The organism is Streptomyces sp. NPDC053076, from assembly GCF_044546845.1.
Classification (GTDB): domain Bacteria; phylum Actinomycetota; class Actinomycetes; order Streptomycetales; family Streptomycetaceae; genus Streptomyces.
On the sequence record NZ_JBITZL010000011.1, the window covers coordinates 143121 to 159660 of the forward strand.

The following is a 16540-nucleotide window of genomic DNA, read 5'->3' on the forward strand; positions in this document are numbered from 1 at the left end:
TCCGGCGCTCGACATGTCGCGCTGCGTCCGCCGCCACGCACGCACGCGCGTGAACCGCCGTGCACGATCAGGGGTGGGGATTCATGGCCGGTCACCGGCAGTCGAAGAAGCGCAGGTATGTCACCTGGGCGGTGGCCGGAGCGGCCGTCGTCGCCGGGGCCGGTATCGCCGCGCAGACCTCCATGGCCACCACCACGTGGCCCGCCCAGAAGACCTTCACCGGCCGCGCGTTCGACACCTGCACCGCGCCCTCGCTGTCCGCCATGAAGGCATGGCACACCGGTTACTACGGCGCCGCCGCCGTCTACGTGGGCGGCAAGAACCGCGGCTGCGCCCAGCCCAACCTCACCGCTTCCTGGGTGAAGTCGGTCAACTCCCTCGGCTGGAAGCTCATCCCGATCTACGTCGGCGCCCAGCCGCCCTGCCAGACCGGCTCCAACCCCGAGAAGCTGACCGCCTCCACGGCCGTCTCCCTCGGCGCGACCGACGCCAAGGACGCGGTGGCCAAGGCATCGGCGCTCGGCATGAAGACCGGCAGCCCGGTCTACCTGGACATGGAGCCGTACGACGTCAAGAACAAGGCGTGCAACGACGCCGTGCTGGCGTATGTGCGCTCGTTCATGAAGACGCTACGCGCCAAGACCTACCGTGGCGGCTACTACGGCTTCAGCAGCTCCAGTGCCAAGGCCATCGCCACCGCGTCGGACAAGACGGATCTGCCGGGCAACCTCTGGTACGCGCTGTGGGACAAGCAGTACACGACGACCACCGACTGGCCGTGGGGCACCGGCCAGTTCACCGACCACAGCCGCGGTCACCAGTACATGGTCAACAGCAAGGAGGCGCGCGGCGGCGTCACGCTGACCGTGGACCGGGACGCCTGGGACGCGCCGGTGGCCATCGTCGGCTGACCCGGCGGGCCGTCCCGGCGCGGCGCGGCGGTGCCCGAAGCACGCGCGAATCGTTGGTCGAATGGGTTGGCCGCAGCCCGCCCACTGCCTACCATCGATCACCGCAAGACTTTGTGCACCGTCGCACAATCTCCCCTGGAGGTTTCCTTGCACCGCCGCCGTCGCACCGCGCTCGTCCTCACCGCCGCGATCGCCGCCGCGGCACCCCTGCTGACCGCCTGCGGAAACGACGCGCACCCCGGTGCCGCGGCCGTCGTCGGCGGGCAGCGGATCACCGTCGGCCAGCTGGAGAGCCGGGTCAACGAGGTCCGCCGGGCACAGCGGGCCGCGGTACCGAACGAGACCCAGTACCAGCAGGTGGTCTCGTCCACCAGCAGCCTCACCCGCGACACCCTGCACAACATGGTGCTCGACCGGGTGCTGCACCGCGCCGCCCAGGACCAGGGCATCAGCGTCACCCGCAAGGAGATCCAGCAGATGCGCGCGGACCTGGAGCGGCAGGCCGGCGGCAGCAAGGGTCTGCAGACGGCCTGGCTGCAGAAGTACGGCATCGCCCCGGGCCACCTCGACGACAACCTGCGCCTGCAACTGGAGGCGCAGAAACTCGCCGCGAAGCTCGGCACCGACACCAGCCAGCCCGCCTTCTGGCAGGCCCTGTCCAAGGCGTCCGCTGAACTCCACGTCGACCTCAATCCCCGCTACGGCTCCTGGGACGTCCAGAAGAGCAGCCGCGTGGACGCCAAGACGCCCTGGGTGCGAGAGGTCACGACGGCGGGCGACGAGCAGCCGCAGACGGCGTAGCCCCGGCTGACGGCGCGGGCCCGGCCATGCCGGTGCCCGTTCGAGCAGCACGAGGACTTTGGGCAGCTGCGAGCAGCACGAGGACTTCGGGCAGCTGCGAGCAGGACGAGGACTTCAAGCAGCGCGGAACGGTACGACAACGGGCCGTCGGTCATACGATCACACGATCACCTCGGCCCTGTGGACAACTCGATCCGCTCCCTCGTGCCGTGGGCTACGTTCGGATCGTGAACGAAACCAGTCCCGCAGTCCGTCCCCCGGGCGGCCCGGAAGCCGACCCCGGCCGCATCGTCCTGCTCACCACCAGCCACCGCGTCGCCCCCGGCCTGCTGTCCTGGCCCGCCTGGCAGGTCCTGCGCGGCGCCGACGCCGTGCTGTGCGGGGACGGCGCGCATCCGCAGCTGCCGTATCTGCGCGAGGCCGGGACAGCGGTGCAGGAGGCGTCCCCCACCGCGCAGGAGCTGGTCGACGCCTGCGCCGGCGGGCGGACGGTGGTCGTCGTGGCGACGGGCGAGGGCGAGCCGGCACTCACCGACGGCCTCGCCCGGCTGGCCGGCTCCGGCCGGGTCGCCATGCCGGAGCTGGAGCTGCTCCCCGCCTCCTACGACCTGCCCGGTGCTCGCCTGCTGGACCTCGTGCAGGTCATGGACCGCATCCGCGCCGAGTGCCCGTGGTCCTCCCGGCAGACCCATGAGGGACTGGCGAAGTACGCCATCGAGGAGGCGTACGAGCTGGTCGAGGCGATCGAGGCCGGCGACCGCGTGGAGCTGCGCGAAGAGCTGGGTGACGTCCTCCTCCAGGTCGTCTTCCACTCCCGGATCGCCGAGGAGCACCCGGACGCGCCCTTTTCCGTCGACGACGTCGCCGGCGGCATCGTCGCCAAGCTCATCCGACGGCACCCGCACGTCTTCGGCGACGAGCGGGCCGAGACCCCGGAGGACGTCAAGGAGCACTGGCTGCGCACCAAGGCGGAGGAGAAGCAGCGCACCTCGGTCACGGACGGTGTCCCGCTCGGCCAGCCCGGCCTGGCCCTGGCCGCCAAGCTCGCCTCCCGCGTCCGTATGGCGGGCCTGAACGTCCCCCTGCCCGAGGGGAACGGCATCGGATATGAACTGCTCGCGCTGGCGGTGCGCGCCGAGGCGGACGGCGTGGACCCGGAGGCGGCGCTGCGGGCGGCGGCGCGGGTCTACCGGGACGCGATCAAGACGGGCGAGGGTGCGCCGACGGCGGACGGCACGGAGGAGGACGAAGGGTAGGCGGGGCGGAGAAGGAAGGGCAGGCAGGCCGAGGGAGGGGAGGGAGGGGAGGAGAGGGAGGGGGGTCACGGCGAGCCGCACTGGTGTAGTGCGCAGAGGGCAGAGGGCAGAGGGCAGAGGGCAGAGGGCAGAGGGCAGAGGGCAGGCGGCAGGCGGGGACCGGCGGATCGGCGGATCGGTGGGACGGACGGCGGGACGGACCGGCGGGACGGACGCGGACGGCGGACGGATCGCCTTCCGAGGGCCGGATTCCCTTCCGTGTCAGTACCGTTGAGGCACAGCGAGGTCACGAGGTGCGGGGGGCGTGCGTGAGGCTGGGGACGGATCTGGCGGGCGTCGGGGCCGAAGTGCTCGCGGCGGCGCTCGCCACGGAGGAATGGGTCCGGGTCCGGACAGGCTTCGCGCGATGGTTCTCGGAGCAGCGGGCTTCCTCCTACGCCTGGGAGCTGCTCAGCACCGGGCAGGCCGATCCCGATTCTCGGGAGCCGCTGCAAGCGGTCTGGGCGTCCCGGCTGCGCAGGACCCTCGCTCACGCGGAGGACAAGAACGCCGCGGCCCAGCAACTGCGGGAACTGATCTACACACTGGCACCCTTCATGGACGCGACCTCGGTCCCTGCGACAGCCCCCGTCCCGGGCCTGAGGCCGGCCCCAGCGCCGGACGCCCGCGACCCGAGACCGCGTCCCCTGCCGGACCCCGCCCCGGACCTGAGACCGGAGCCCGCGCCGGACCCCGCCCCGGACCTGAGGCCGGAGCCCGCGCCGGATCCCGCCGCGGACCTGAGGTCGGAGCCCCGGACAGGCCCCGCCCCGGGCCTGAGACCAGATACCGTGCCGGACCCCGCCCCGTACCGGACGCCGGACCCCGCCCCGTACCCGATGCCGGACCCCGCCCCGTACCGGACGCCGGACCCCGCCCCGTACCGGACGCCGGACCCCGCCCCGCACCTGATGCCGGGTCCCGGGACGGACTCCGCGCCGGAGCCGAGCCCGCGCCCGGTGTCGGAGGGCCTCCCGGAGGGACGCTCGCCGCTCACGGGGGACCATGTCGACTTCCGGCAGGCGGAATTCCATGGGCAGGTCATCGGAGTCCAGATCCAGCACGCCTACGGCGCCCGGCCGCCGATCGTCCTCCCCGTCCCCGGGGACTGGCCGACGGCCACCGCGCTGGAGCCGCTCGCGCACGGGGTGCTGCCTGCCCGTCGGATGAAGGGACGTCCGCCGCTGCCGCCCTATGTCCCGAGGGACGCCGACGCCGCCCTGGTCGCCGCTCTGGCCTCCGTGGCGGTGTACGGCGGACTGGTGGTGGTGCTCGGGGAGCCGTACGCGGGCAAGTCGCGCACGGCGCTCGCGGTGCTGGCGGCCGCGCTCCCGGGCGCCCGGGTGTACGCGCCGGACGCCGGTACGGACCTGCGGGGCCTGCCCGAGGTGCTGCGGGGAGCGCCGGGGCTCCACGTGCTGTGGCTCGACGACCTCGGCGGCCACCTCGGTGACGGCGGCCTGGAACCGCGGCTGCTGGCGCGGCTGGCCGGGCTGAAGGTCGTCGTGCTCGCCACCCTGCGGGAGGACGCCTACGACGAGCACCGGCAGACCCCGCGCGGCGGAGTGCTGGACCTGGCGCAGATCGTGGAGCTGCCCCGGGAATGGACGGACGCCGAGCGGGCGCGGGCCGCGGAGTCGGGGGACGGGCGGCTGACGGAAGCGGCCGGGCTCAGCGGGGCGGAAGGGATCGCCGCGCACCTCGCCGTGGAACCGCGGCTGTGGGCGGACTTCGAGCGCGCCCGGCGCAAGCACCCGCGCGGACAGGCGCTGGTGCGGGCGGCGATCGACCTGGCGCGGTGCGGGCTGCGGGGGCCGCTGCCCCAGGACCTGCTCGTGGAGGTGGCCGACGGCTACGGGCCGCTTGCCGGGACGCAGCCGGAGACCGTCGAGGAGGCGCTGGAATGGGCCGCCCGGGACCGGTACGGGGTGCTGCCGTTGCTGCGGCGCGAGGGGCCGCGGGCCTGGTCGGCGGCGGGCCCGCTGGTGGGCACGGCCCGGTACGACGAGAAGTTGCCGCCGGTGGACGGCGCACTGTGGCAACGGGCGCTGGACGTCGCGCGATCGGGGGAGGGGCACGACTTCGAGCTGGTGGCCACACTGGCGGGCGCCGCGTTCGAACGGGGCGTCCAGGCCGGGGACAGGCGGGCGATGTACCGGCTGGGGCTGCTGGAGGAGGCCGAGGGGCACCAGGAGGAGGCGGAGAGCTGGTTCCGGCGGGCGGCCGAGGCCGGGGTGCCGGAGGCGGCGGGACGTATGGGCCGGCTGCTCGTGGAGCGCGGGCGGAGCAGGGACGCGGAACCCTTCCTGGAGGAGGCCGCGCAGGCGGGGGACGGCGACGCGGCGACGCTGCTCGCCGAGGCGCTGCTGGACCGGGCCGAGCGCTGGCTGCGCGCGGCGCGGACTCCTAAGGCGGCGCGTCTGCTGGGAGATCTGCGGTTCTGCGTGGACGACCCCGAGGAGACCTGGCTCCGGTACACGAACGCGGCCGGCCCCCGGCACCCGGAAGTCGCCCGGAGCATGGGCATGCACCACCTGGTGGTGAGCGAGACCGAGATCGCCCGGGCATGGTTGCAGCGCGCGGTGGACTCCGGTGACCAGGTCGCGGCCGAGCTGCTGGCGGAACTGGACCGCGAGGGGCCGTCGCTGAGCGACGCGGAGGACTACTTCCGGGACACGGCCGACTATCCGCTGGACATCGCCCACCACGGAATCGTCCTGGAGAAGCTGGACCGGCCGGACGAAGCCGAGACGCGGTACAGGCACGCGTACGAAGTCGGTGACTCCTACGGCGCGTACCGGCTCGGCGCCCTGTTCGACGGGCAGGGCAAACCGCAGGAGGCCCGGCGCTGGTACCGCAAGGCGGCCGACCTCGGGCACTACGCGGCGCGCAAGGCCCTCGGCGAGTTGTCCGACGGTCCGGATACCGTCGAGGAGTGAGCGACCAGGACCACCCCGACCAGCCGGCCCCCGCCCTCTTCACGTGGGAGTTCGCCGCCGATCCCTACCCCGCCTACGCCTGGCTGCGCGAGCACGCCCCCGTGCACCGGACGCGGCTGCCGAGCGGCGTCGAGGCGTGGCTGGTCACCCGGTACGCCGATGCCCGGCAGGCCCTGGCCGACCAGCGGCTGAGCAAGAACCCGGCCCATCACGACGAGCCCGAGCACGCCAAGGGCAAGACCGGCATCCCCGGCGAGCGCAAGGCCGAGCTGATGACGCATCTGCTGAACATCGACCCGCCGGACCACACCCGGCTGCGCCGCCTGGTCAGCAAGGCGTTCACACCGCGCCGGGTCGCCGAGTTCGCCCCCCGGGTGCAGGAGCTGGCCGACCAGCTCATCGACCGGTTCGCGGCGACCGGATCCGCCGACCTCATCCACGAGTTCGCCTTCCCGCTGCCCATCTACGCCATCTGCGACCTGCTCGGCGTCCCACGCGAGGACCAGGACGACTTCCGGGACTGGGCCGGCATGATGATCCGGCACGGCGGAGGGCCCCGGGGCGGGGTCGCCCGGTCGGTGAAGAAGATGCGGGGCTATCTCGCCGAGCTGATCCACAAGAAGCGCGAGGCGCTGCCGGCGGCGCCCACGCCCGGCGAGGACCTGATCTCCGGCCTCATCCGTGCCTCCGACCACGGCGAGCACCTCACCGAGAACGAGGCCGCCGCCATGGCCTTCATCCTCCTGTTCGCCGGCTTCGAGACCACCGTCAACCTCATCGGCAACGGCACCTACGCCCTGCTCACCCACCCCGAGCAGCGTCGGCGGCTGGAGGAGTCCCTGGCGCGCCGGGAGACGGACCTGCTGGCGACCGGCGTGGAGGAACTGCTGCGCTACGACGGCCCGGTGGAGCTGGCCACCTGGCGGTTCGCCACCGAGCCGCTGACCATCGGCGGGCAGGACATCGCGCCGGGCGATCCGGTGCTCGTCGTACTCGCCGCCGCCGACCGGGACCCGGAGCGGTTCGCCCACCCGGACGTGCTGGACCTCGCACGCCGTGACAACCAGCACCTCGGCTACGGCCATGGCATCCACTACTGCCTGGGCGCGCCGCTCGCCCGCCTGGAGGGTCAGACCGCGCTCGCCACCTTGCTCACCCGCCTGCCCGACCTGCGGCTCGCCGCCGAACCGGCCGAGCTGCGCTGGCGCGGTGGACTCATCATGCGTGGACTGCGCACCTTGCCGGTGGAGTTCACGCCCACCGTCTGAAGACGGGACCTCCAGGGAGAAATGACAGACGTTCAACTCTGTGATCTTCACGTGATCTGTGCGGCATGAACTTGTGACAAGTGATCGTGTGCCGATACGTTCACCCATCAGCGCGGCGAGCGGCACCATCCGCCGCGCTGGTCCCGCTGTCGCTCGAAAGGCATCTGCATGCTCTCCGGGAACGGTCGACACCGTCGCCCCCGCCAGGCACCGGCCCTCCTCGTCGCGGCCGGGGTGACCGGCTCCGCCATCGCCATCCCGCTCCTCGGCGCGGCGAGCGCCAACGCGGCCGACGGCACGACCTGGGACAAGGTGGCCGAGTGCGAGAGCGGCGGCTCCTGGAGCGCGGACACCGGCAACGGCTACTACGGCGGGCTGCAGATCTCGCAGGACGACTGGGACAAGTACGGCGGCTCCCAGTACGCGGCCAGCGCCGACCAGGCCAGCCGTCTGCAGCAGATAGCCGTCGCCGAGAAGATCCTCGCCGACCGGGGCACCACGCCCTGGGCCACCTGCGCCCTGCTGTCCGGTCTGACCTCCGACTCGGGCTCCGTGGACGTCGACACGGGCGTCGGCGACTCCGGTGACAGCGACGGTCCGGGCCACTCGTCCGGATCGGCCGACCGTTCCGACACGTCTGACACCTCCGGCACCGCCGACTCGTCCGGTCTGCCTGATTCGTCGTCCTCCACCGGGACCGGCTCCGCCACCGGCACCGGGACCGGCTCCGGCACCGGGTCCTCCTCGGGCGAGACCGGCACGGCGACCCCGAAGCCGGGCAAGGACGCCGGTACGGCCACCGGTTCCACCGGGACCAACACTCCCAAGTCCGACAAGTCCTCCTCGCGGGACTCCGGAAGTCCGCAGGGGGCCGACGGTGCTCCCACGGCCACCCCGGACGCCGCGACCGAGCCCAACGCGCAGCAGGCTGCCGGTTCTTGGAGCCTGGTCGACACCGGGGCCCTCAGCAGTGGTGGACGGCACCGCGGGGCGAGTGCGGACGAAACGGTGACAAACGGTCCGGGTGTCGCCGGCTCCGGTCGGCACGCCTCGCCCGAGCCGGGCACCTACACCGTCCGCGAGGGCGACTCCCTGGTCTCCATCGCCGACTCCCTTGACGTCGACGGCGGGTGGCGCGCGCTGTACGCCGGGAACAAGGAGGCCATCGGGCCCGACCCGAGCCGCATCACTGCCGGTCAGACCCTGGAAGTCGGGGGCGAAACGGGCAAGAAGTAGCGGGAGTTGACGCCCCACTTAGCGCCCTAATGTCCGGTTTGGCGAAAGTGTGGGATGAGTCTCAGAAGCCCTGATCGTCTTTGAAATTCCGCGGATCGCGTGTCTACGGTCGAGGCCGCTCGTCACCACGAGCCCCGGCAGCCACCACGCCGAATCCTGCCAGTGGTTGCCCGGGAACAGTCGACGCGTAAAGCGCCGTAGGCAGGAGCGGGGGACCCAAGGTAGGCGCCGGGGCCAGCACTTGAAGCTGGAACCGGCTGGGGGTGAAGCCGCACTCCGCGCAAGCGGGAGGTGCGGCCGGGCAACTCAACCGGCCCGAACCCGACAGCTCACCTCGTAGGCGTCGGTGAGGGGATCTCCATGCTGTTTACCGGCAAGGGCAAGCACCGCCGTCCGTCCAAGGCCGTCCGCGCCGTCGCGCTGGCCGGTGTCACCGGCGCCGCCGTCGCCGCCCCGCTGATGGCGGCCGGCAACGCCTCCGCCGCCACCACCTCCGAGTGGGACACGGTCGCCCAGTGCGAGTCCGGCGGCAACTGGTCCATCAACACCGGCAACGGTTACTACGGCGGCCTCCAGTTCTCCGCCTCCACCTGGGCCGCGTACGGCGGCACCCAGTACGCCGCCACCGCCGACAAGGCCGGCAAGGCGCAGCAGATCGCCGTCGCCGAGAAGGTTCTCGCCGCGCAGGGCAAGGGTGCCTGGCCGGTCTGCGGCACGGGCCTGTCGAGCACCCCGAACAGCGGCCCCGCCCCGAGCGCCCCCTCCACCACGGACTCGGGCAGCGGCACCACCACCACCACCCGCTCCACCGACCAGCAGGCCGCCTCCCGCTCCGCCGAGCGCCCGGCCGCGTCCACGAGCAAGAGCAAGACCGTCACCACCCCGACCGGCAAGACGGTCAAGAAGGGCGACGGCGAGTACAAGGTCGTCACCGGTGACACCCTCGGCACCATCGCCGAGAAGCACCACGTCCAGGGCGGCTGGAAGAAGCTGTTCGAGCTGAACAAGGACATCGTCGAGGACGCCGACCTCATCTACCCGGGCCAGCAGCTGCACCTGAAGTAGCCACCTGGCTCCCAGCCGGCCCACAGGACCCGCACATCCGTGCGGGCCACCCTGAAGGCCCCCGTGCGGGTCACCCCCCGTCCCCCACGGGCCCCCCGCCCCGGTGCGTGTTCCCCCGTACGCACCGGGGCGGGCTTTTTTGTGCGCAGCGCACGGAAGTCCGCCGCACCTCTTTGTTTCGGGCAGAAACAAAAGGTACCGTCGGCTTGTCCACGGGACGGTCGGTCGGTGGCCGACGCCCCTGGGACGGTTAGGCTCTAGTCGCAAGGCACACCAGCCCCGCACTTCCAGCGTCACATCCAAGAAGGAGATGCTCGTGCCGTCCATCGACGTCGTCGTAGCCCGGGAAATCCTGGACTCCCGAGGCAACCCCACGGTCGAGGTCGAGGTCGGCCTCGACGACGGCAGCACGGGTCGTGCCGCCGTCCCGTCCGGCGCCTCGACGGGCGCCTTCGAGGCCATCGAGCTGCGCGACGGTGACCCCAACCGCTACCAGGGCAAGGGCGTCGAGAAGGCCGTCCTCGCCGTCATCGAGCAGATCGGCCCGGAGCTGGTCGGCTACGACGCCACCGAGCAGCGCCTGATCGACCAGGCCATGTTCGACCTGGACGCCACCGACAACAAGGGCTCCCTGGGCGCCAACGCCATCCTCGGCGTCTCGCTCGCCGTCGCCCACGCCGCCTCCGAGGCCAGCGACCTCCCCCTCTTCCGCTACCTGGGCGGCCCGAACGCGCACCTGCTGCCGGTGCCGATGATGAACATCCTGAACGGCGGCTCGCACGCCGACTCCAACGTGGACATCCAGGAGTTCATGATCGCCCCGATCGGCGCGGAGTCCTTCTCCGAGGCGCTGCGCTGGGGCACCGAGGTCTACCACACGCTGAAGAAGGTCCTGAAGAGCAAGGGCCTGTCCACCGGCCTCGGCGACGAGGGCGGCTTCGCCCCGAACCTCGGCTCCAACCGCGAGGCCCTCGACCTCATCCTCGAGGCCGTCAAGGAGGCCGGTTACGCCCCCGGCGAGCAGATCGCCCTCGCGCTCGACGTCGCCGCCTCCGAGTTCTACAAGGACGGCAAGTACCTCTTCGAGGGCAAGGAGCGCTCCGCCGCCGAGATGACGGAGTACTACGAGGAGCTCGTCGCGGCCTACCCGCTCGTCTCCATCGAGGACCCGCTGTTCGAGGACGACTGGGCCGGCTGGAAGGTCATCACCGACCGTCTCGGCGACAAGGTCCAGCTGGTCGGCGACGACCTGTTCGTCACCAACCCCGAGCGCCTGGCCCGCGGCATCGAGGAGGGCGCCGCCAACGCCCTGCTGGTCAAGGTCAACCAGATCGGCTCGCTGACCGAGACCCTGGACGCCGTCGAGCTGGCCCAGCGCAGCGGCTTCAAGTGCATGATGTCCCACCGCTCCGGCGAGACCGAGGACGTCACCATCGCCGACCTGGCCGTCGCCACCAACTGCGGCCAGATCAAGACCGGCGCCCCGGCCCGCTCCGAGCGCGTCGCCAAGTACAACCAGCTGCTGCGCATCGAGGAGATCCTCGACGACGCCGCGGTCTACGCCGGCCGCTCCGCCTTCCCGCGCTTCAAGGGCTGAGGCTGACCCAACCTGGCGTAAGGCTTAGCCAGTCGTACGTACGTCCCCGTACCCGGTCCCGTACCGTGTGCGGGGACGTACGCGCGTGTGAACGGGAGGCGGGGAAGATGGCCGTGAAGGACCGGGACCGGTTCTCCACCGCGACCAGGCTCAGGCTGCTGGGCGAGCAGACGGCGGCCCGTGTCTACCGCTCTCAGACCAAGCGGCAGGCCCGCCGATCCCGGCTCACCGGCCGCGCGGCGCTGCTCGCCCTGGTGCTGTGCACGCTGATCGTCGCGCTCGCCTACCCGATGCGGCAGTACGTCTCCCAGCGCGCCGAGATCGCCGAACAGCAACGGCAGCAGGAGCAGGCGCGCAAGCGCGTCGAGCAGCTGCGCGACCTCAAGGCGCGCTGGCAGGACGACGCCTACGCCGAGCAGCAGATCCGGCGCAGGCTGCACTACGTCAAGCCCGGCGAGACCGGGTACGTGGTCATCGACCCGGGCGTGGCCAAGCAGTCCCGCGCCGACCTCGGGGCCGCCCACCGGCCCTGGTACGCGAACGTCTGGGACGGCGTCGACAAGTCCGACGCCTCCGACCAGTGACCGGCCCGCCGGGCCGGCAGACCGACAGAAAGCCACTCTGAAAGCAGTCATGGAAACGCCTCCGCCGCCCACTCCGCGCACCGAGCCCACCGACGCGGACGTCGAGGCATTCAAGCAGCAGCTGGGCCGCCCGCCGAGGGGCCTGAGGGCCATCGCGCACCGCTGCCCGTGCGGTCAGCCGGACGTCGTGGAGACGGCACCGCGCCTGCCCGACGGCACGCCCTTCCCGACGCTGTACTACCTGACGTGTCCGAAGGCGTCCTCCGTCATCGGCACGCTGGAGGCGAACGGCGTGATGAAGGAGATGACCGAGCGGCTGGGGCGCGACCCCGAGCTGGCCGCCGCCTACCGTGCCGCGCACGAGGACTACATCCGACGCCGGGACGAGATCGAGGAGCTGACGGGCTTCCCGAGCGCGGGCGGCATGCCGGACCGGGTGAAGTGCCTGCACGTGCTCGTCGCTCACTCCCTGGCCGCCGGGCCGGGCGTGAACCCCCTCGGCGACGAGGCCCTGGCGATGCTGCCGGAGTGGTGGCGCAAGGGCGCCTGCGTGACGCTCGACGACAGCGAGGGGCACGAGCAGTGACCCGGGTCGCCGCCATCGACTGCGGTACCAACTCCATCCGGCTGCTGGTCGCCGACGCCGACCCGGAGACCGGCGAACTGACCGAGCTGGACCGCCGGATGACGATCGTGCGGCTCGGCCAGGGGGTCGACCGCACCGGCCGGCTCGCCCCCGAGGCGCTGGAGCGCACCTTCGCCGCCTGCCGTGAGTACGCGGCCGTCATCAAGGAGTACGGCGCCGAGCGTCTCCGTTTCGTCGCCACCTCCGCCTCCCGGGACGCCGAGAACCGCGACGACTTCGTGCGGGGCGTGCTGGACATCCTCGGGGTGGAGCCCGAGGTCATCACCGGCGACCAGGAGGCCGAGTTCTCCTTCACCGGCGCCACGAAGGAACTCACCGGCCGCACCGACCTCGCCCGGCCCTACCTGGTCGTGGACATCGGCGGCGGCTCGACCGAGTTCGTCGTCGGCGACGACCACGTACGTGCCGCCCGGTCGGTGGACGTCGGCTGTGTGCGGATGACCGAGCGGCACCTGGTGCACGGGGACAAGGTGAGTGATCCGCCCGCCGAGGAGCAGGTGGCCGCGATAAGGGCCGACATCGAGGCCGCCCTGGACCTCGCCGAGGAGACCGTCCCGCTGCGCGAGGCGCACACCCTGGTGGGTCTGGCCGGGTCCGTCACCACGGTGTCCGCCATCGCCCAGGAGCTGTCCGAGTACGACTCCGCGCGCATCCACCACTCCCGGGTCTCCCGGGACCGCGTCCGTGAGATCACCGAGTGGCTGCTGCGCTCCACGCACGCCGAGCGCGCCGCGGTCCCGTCCATGCACCCCGGCCGGGTCGACGTCATCGGCGCGGGTGCCCTCGTCCTGCTGGCGATCATGGAGCGGACCGGCGCCCGGGAGGTCGTGGTGAGCGAGCACGACATCCTCGACGGCATCGCGTGGTCGGTGGCGTAGCTCTCTTTTGTTACCCGTTGGTAGCCATCGGCTGAGCAGCTCGGATAACGTCTGAGCGGGGCTGAGGGGCCCTCGGGGGCCCCTCGGTGACGGCCGGTCGGAAAAGTTCGTGAAGTTCTTCACAAGGAATTCCGTTCCGGGGGGCCGTTCGCGGGGTCCCGTAGGCCCTTCCGGGGCCCCACCAGTCGTTTGAACATGTTCAGGCTGTCGGTGTGAGCGGGGATCGGAAGGTGCTTTCGGCGGGTGTTCCGGAGCCCTCACCGTCGCCTCGTGGGACCAGAGAGGCAGCTCACGCGGCCTTGACAACGGGGCGAACCGCTCCCTGGTTCCCCTCCGGGGGCATGACCTCGGTCAAGCGGGCCGCGGAGTTTATCACAGGCCCTGTCGAACCTTGTGAAGGGGCGCACGAGCAGCCCCCCCGAGGCAGGTGGATACTCGATGGCATGAGCACCACGGAGCGTCCCAGGATCCTCGTAGTAGGCGGTGGGTACGTAGGCCTGTACGCAGCTCGGCGCATTCTCAAGAAGATGCGCTACGGCGAGGCGACCGTCACGGTCGTCGACCCCCGGTCGTACATGACCTACCAGCCCTTCCTCCCCGAAGCCGCCGCCGGCAACATCTCCCCTCGCCATGTCGTCGTCCCGCTGCGACGCGTGCTGCCCAAGGCGGAGGTCCTCACCGGTCGGGTCACCACCATCGACCAGGACCGCAAGGTCGCCACGATCGCCCCGCTGGTCGGCGAGGCGTACGAGCTGCCCTTCGACTACCTGGTCATCGCCATGGGCGCGGTCTCCCGCACCTTCCCGATCCCCGGCCTCGCCGAACAGGGCATCGGCATGAAGGGCATCGAGGAGTCCATCGGTCTGCGCAACCACGTCCTGGAGCAGCTGGACAAGGCCGACTCCACGACCGACGAGGAGATCCGCCGCAAGGCCCTCACCTTCGTCTTCATCGGCGGTGGCTTCGCGGGCGCGGAGACCATCGGCGAGGTCGAGGACATGGCCCGGGACGCGGCCAAGTACTACAAGAACGTGTCCCGCGAGGACATGCGCTTCATCCTCGTCGACGCCGCCGACAAGATCCTGCCCGAGGTCGGCCCCAAGCTCGGCCAGTACGGCAAGGAGCACCTGGAGAGCCGGGGCGTGGAGATCTACCTCTCCACCTCCATGGACTCCTGCGTCGACGGCCACGTCGTGCTGAAGAACGGCCTCGAGGTCGACTCCAGCACCATCGTGTGGACCGCCGGCGTCAAGCCGAACCCGGCCCTGGCCCGCTTCGGCCTGCCCCTCGGCCCGCGCGGCCACGTCGACTGTGAGCCGACCCTCCAGGTCAAGGGCACGGACTACATCTGGGCCGCCGGTGACAACGCACAGGTCCCGGACCTCGTCGGCCGCAAGGCGGGCAACGAGAACGCCTGGTGCCCGCCGAACGCCCAGCACGCGCTGCGCCAGGCCAGGGTCCTCGGCGACAACGTGATCTCCGGCATGCGGGGCTTCCCGCAGAAGGAGTACGAGCACGCCAACAAGGGCGCGGTCGCCGGTCTCGGCCTGCACAAGGGCGTGGCGATGATCGTCATGGGCAAGATGAAGATCAAGCTCAAGGGCCGCCTCGCCTGGTACATGCACCGTGGCTACCACGGCATGGCGATGCCGACCTTCAACCGCAAGATCCGCGTCTTCGCCGACTGGACCCTCGGCATGTTCCTCAAGCGCGAGGTCGTCTCCCTCGGCGCCATGGAGAACCCCCGCGAGGAGTTCTACGAGGCCGCCAAGCCGGCACCGGTCGCCGCCGCGAAGACCGAGGAGAAGGCCAAGGCCTCCTGACCTCTGGTCGCTGACCGCCCGAAGGACCTCCCGCCATCCGTGGTGCGGGAGGTCCTTCGGCGTTGTGCACCCGGCCGAAGTGCATGCCCTCTACAGCTGTTTTGCTCAGTTGTAACTCCTTTGCGGGACTGCGCCGAGCGCCCCGGGGTGTTTACGTGGTGAACGGACATCCGGGATCGTCGTCTTGGAGGTGTGCGCCATGGCCGACGCCGCGTCGCGGCTGAGGAGTCTTGCCGAGCAGGTGCTGGGAACGCCGCTCCCCGTGCGGGTGCGGGCGTGGGACGGATCGCAGGACGGACCGCCGGAAGCACCCGTGCTCGTCATCCGCAATCGCCGCGCCCTGCGCCGCATGCTGTTCAAACCGGGCGAACTGGGTCTCGCCCGTGCCTGGGTCGCCGGGGACCTGGGCATCGAGGGGGACCTGTACAGCGTGCTGGAGGCGGTGGCCGGGCTGGTGTGGGAGCGCGGGGAGGACGCCCGGAGCCTGGTCCAGGCGGTGCGCGATCCGGAAGTACGCGCCGCCGTCCGTGAACTGCTGAAGCTCGCCGGCCCGCCCCTGCCGCCCGCCCCGCCCCAGGAGGAGGTCCGCAGGCCCCGCCGGCGCCTGCACACCAGGCGCTCCGACAAACGGGCCATCAGTCACCACTACGACGTCGGCAACGACTTCTACGAGGTGGTCCTCGGCCCCTCCATGGTGTACTCCTGCGCCTATTGGGAGGAAGCCGGCACCCTGGAGTCCGCCCAGCGCGACAAGCTCGAACTGGTCTGCGCCAAACTGGGCCTGAAGAAGGGTCAGCGGCTGCTGGACGTCGGCTGCGGCTGGGGCTCCATGGCCATCCACGCGGCCCGCGAGTACGGCGTGAGCGTCGTCGGGGTCACGCTGTCGCAGGAGCAGGCGGCGTACGCCCGCAAGCGCGTCGCCGACGAGGGGCTGACCGACCGGGTGGAGATCAGGGTCCAGGACTACCGGGACGTCACGGACGGCCCCTTCGACGCGATCTCCTCCATCGGCATGGCCGAACACGTCGGCGCCGAACGCTACCTGGAGTACGCGCGCCTGCTGTACGCCCTGCTCAAGCCCGGCGGCCGGCTGCTCAACCACCAGATCGCCCGCCGCCCGCAGCGGGACGAGTCGGCGTACGAGGTCGACCCGTTCATCGACGCCTACGTCTTCCCCGACGGCGAACTCGCTCCCGTCGGCACCACCGTCACCCAGCTGGAGCGGACCGGGTTCGAGGTCCGGGACGTGGAGTCCCTCCGCGAGCACTACGCCCGCACCCTGCGCCGCTGGGTGACCAACCTGGAGGCCGACTGGGACCGCGCCGCCCGGCTCGCCGGCCCCGGCCGCGCCCGCGTCTGGCTGCTTTACATGGCCGCCTCCGCGCTCGCCTTCGAACGCAACCGCATCGGCGTCAACCAGGTCCTGGCGGTCCGCCCTCCGGAATCCGGCGCCTCCGGACTCCCGCTGCGGCCCCGCACCTGGCAGGGCTGATGCCC

General features: G+C 71.5%; 13 protein-coding genes and 1 riboswitch. All 13 genes read left to right on the plus strand.

Annotated features, from left to right (window positions below):
* The first annotated feature begins 83 nt into the window (after positions 1 to 83).
* The 13 genes from ACIGYR_RS34160 (at position 84) to ACIGYR_RS34220 (ending at position 16535) form a co-directional block, all read left to right on the plus strand.
* Positions 84 to 911 (plus strand): glycoside hydrolase domain-containing protein, encoded by an 828-nt coding sequence (locus tag ACIGYR_RS34160; RefSeq protein ID WP_399607340.1) that lies wholly within the window; start codon positions 84 to 86, stop codon positions 909 to 911.
* 147 nt (positions 912 to 1058) lie between these two features.
* A complete protein-coding gene (locus ACIGYR_RS34165) occupies positions 1059 to 1712 on the plus strand; it encodes a SurA N-terminal domain-containing protein (protein ID WP_399607338.1) in 654 nt (217 codons plus the stop codon).
* Positions 1713 to 1939: 227 nt separating this feature from the next.
* Positions 1940 to 2968, plus strand: a complete 1029-nt coding sequence (locus ACIGYR_RS34170) for a nucleoside triphosphate pyrophosphohydrolase (protein WP_399607335.1) — start codon at positions 1940 to 1942, stop codon at positions 2966 to 2968.
* A gap of 308 nt (positions 2969 to 3276) precedes the next feature.
* Positions 3277 to 5946 (plus strand): hypothetical protein, encoded by a 2670-nt coding sequence (locus ACIGYR_RS34175; RefSeq protein WP_399607332.1) that lies wholly within the window; start codon positions 3277 to 3279, stop codon positions 5944 to 5946.
* Complete coding sequence (locus tag ACIGYR_RS34180; protein ID WP_399607329.1) at positions 5943 to 7214, plus strand: cytochrome P450; 1272 nt, start codon at positions 5943 to 5945, stop codon at positions 7212 to 7214. Before ACIGYR_RS34175 ends, ACIGYR_RS34180 begins: the two co-directional genes overlap by 4 nt.
* A gap of 168 nt (positions 7215 to 7382) precedes the next feature.
* Complete coding sequence (locus ACIGYR_RS34185; RefSeq protein ID WP_399607326.1) at positions 7383 to 8450, plus strand: transglycosylase family protein; 1068 nt, start codon at positions 7383 to 7385, stop codon at positions 8448 to 8450.
* 183 nt (positions 8451 to 8633) lie between these two features.
* Positions 8634 to 8808: riboswitch (cyclic di-AMP (ydaO/yuaA leader) on the plus strand.
* Positions 8809 to 8810: 2 nt separating this feature from the next.
* Positions 8811 to 9515 carry a transglycosylase family protein gene (locus ACIGYR_RS34190; RefSeq protein ID WP_399607324.1) on the plus strand — a complete coding sequence of 235 codons (705 nt, stop codon included), beginning with the start codon at positions 8811 to 8813 and terminating at the stop codon, positions 9513 to 9515.
* Between the two features lie 310 nt (positions 9516 to 9825).
* Positions 9826 to 11112 carry a phosphopyruvate hydratase gene (gene eno / locus ACIGYR_RS34195; protein ID WP_391847984.1) on the plus strand — a complete coding sequence of 429 codons (1287 nt, stop codon included), beginning with the start codon at positions 9826 to 9828 and terminating at the stop codon, positions 11110 to 11112.
* A gap of 107 nt (positions 11113 to 11219) precedes the next feature.
* Positions 11220 to 11696: a septum formation initiator family protein gene (locus ACIGYR_RS34200; RefSeq protein WP_391847983.1), complete on the plus strand. Its 477-nt coding sequence runs from the start codon at positions 11220 to 11222 to the stop codon at positions 11694 to 11696.
* Positions 11697 to 11745: 49 nt separating this feature from the next.
* The gene (locus ACIGYR_RS34205) at positions 11746 to 12282 is read left to right on the plus strand and encodes a DUF501 domain-containing protein (protein ID WP_399607320.1); all 537 of its coding nucleotides are present in this window, start codon (positions 11746 to 11748) and stop codon (positions 12280 to 12282) included.
* Entirely contained in the window at positions 12279 to 13220 is a 942-nt protein-coding gene (locus ACIGYR_RS34210) for an exopolyphosphatase (protein ID WP_399607318.1), read from the plus strand. The genes ACIGYR_RS34205 and ACIGYR_RS34210 overlap by 4 nt, the downstream gene beginning before the upstream one ends.
* A gap of 443 nt (positions 13221 to 13663) precedes the next feature.
* Positions 13664 to 15043, plus strand: coding sequence for an NAD(P)/FAD-dependent oxidoreductase (locus tag ACIGYR_RS34215; RefSeq protein WP_391847980.1), 1380 nt, complete (start codon positions 13664 to 13666; stop codon positions 15041 to 15043).
* 199 nt (positions 15044 to 15242) lie between these two features.
* Positions 15243 to 16535: a class I SAM-dependent methyltransferase gene (locus ACIGYR_RS34220; protein ID WP_399607315.1), complete on the plus strand. Its 1293-nt coding sequence runs from the start codon at positions 15243 to 15245 to the stop codon at positions 16533 to 16535.
* Positions 16536 to 16540: the final 5 nt, after the last annotated feature.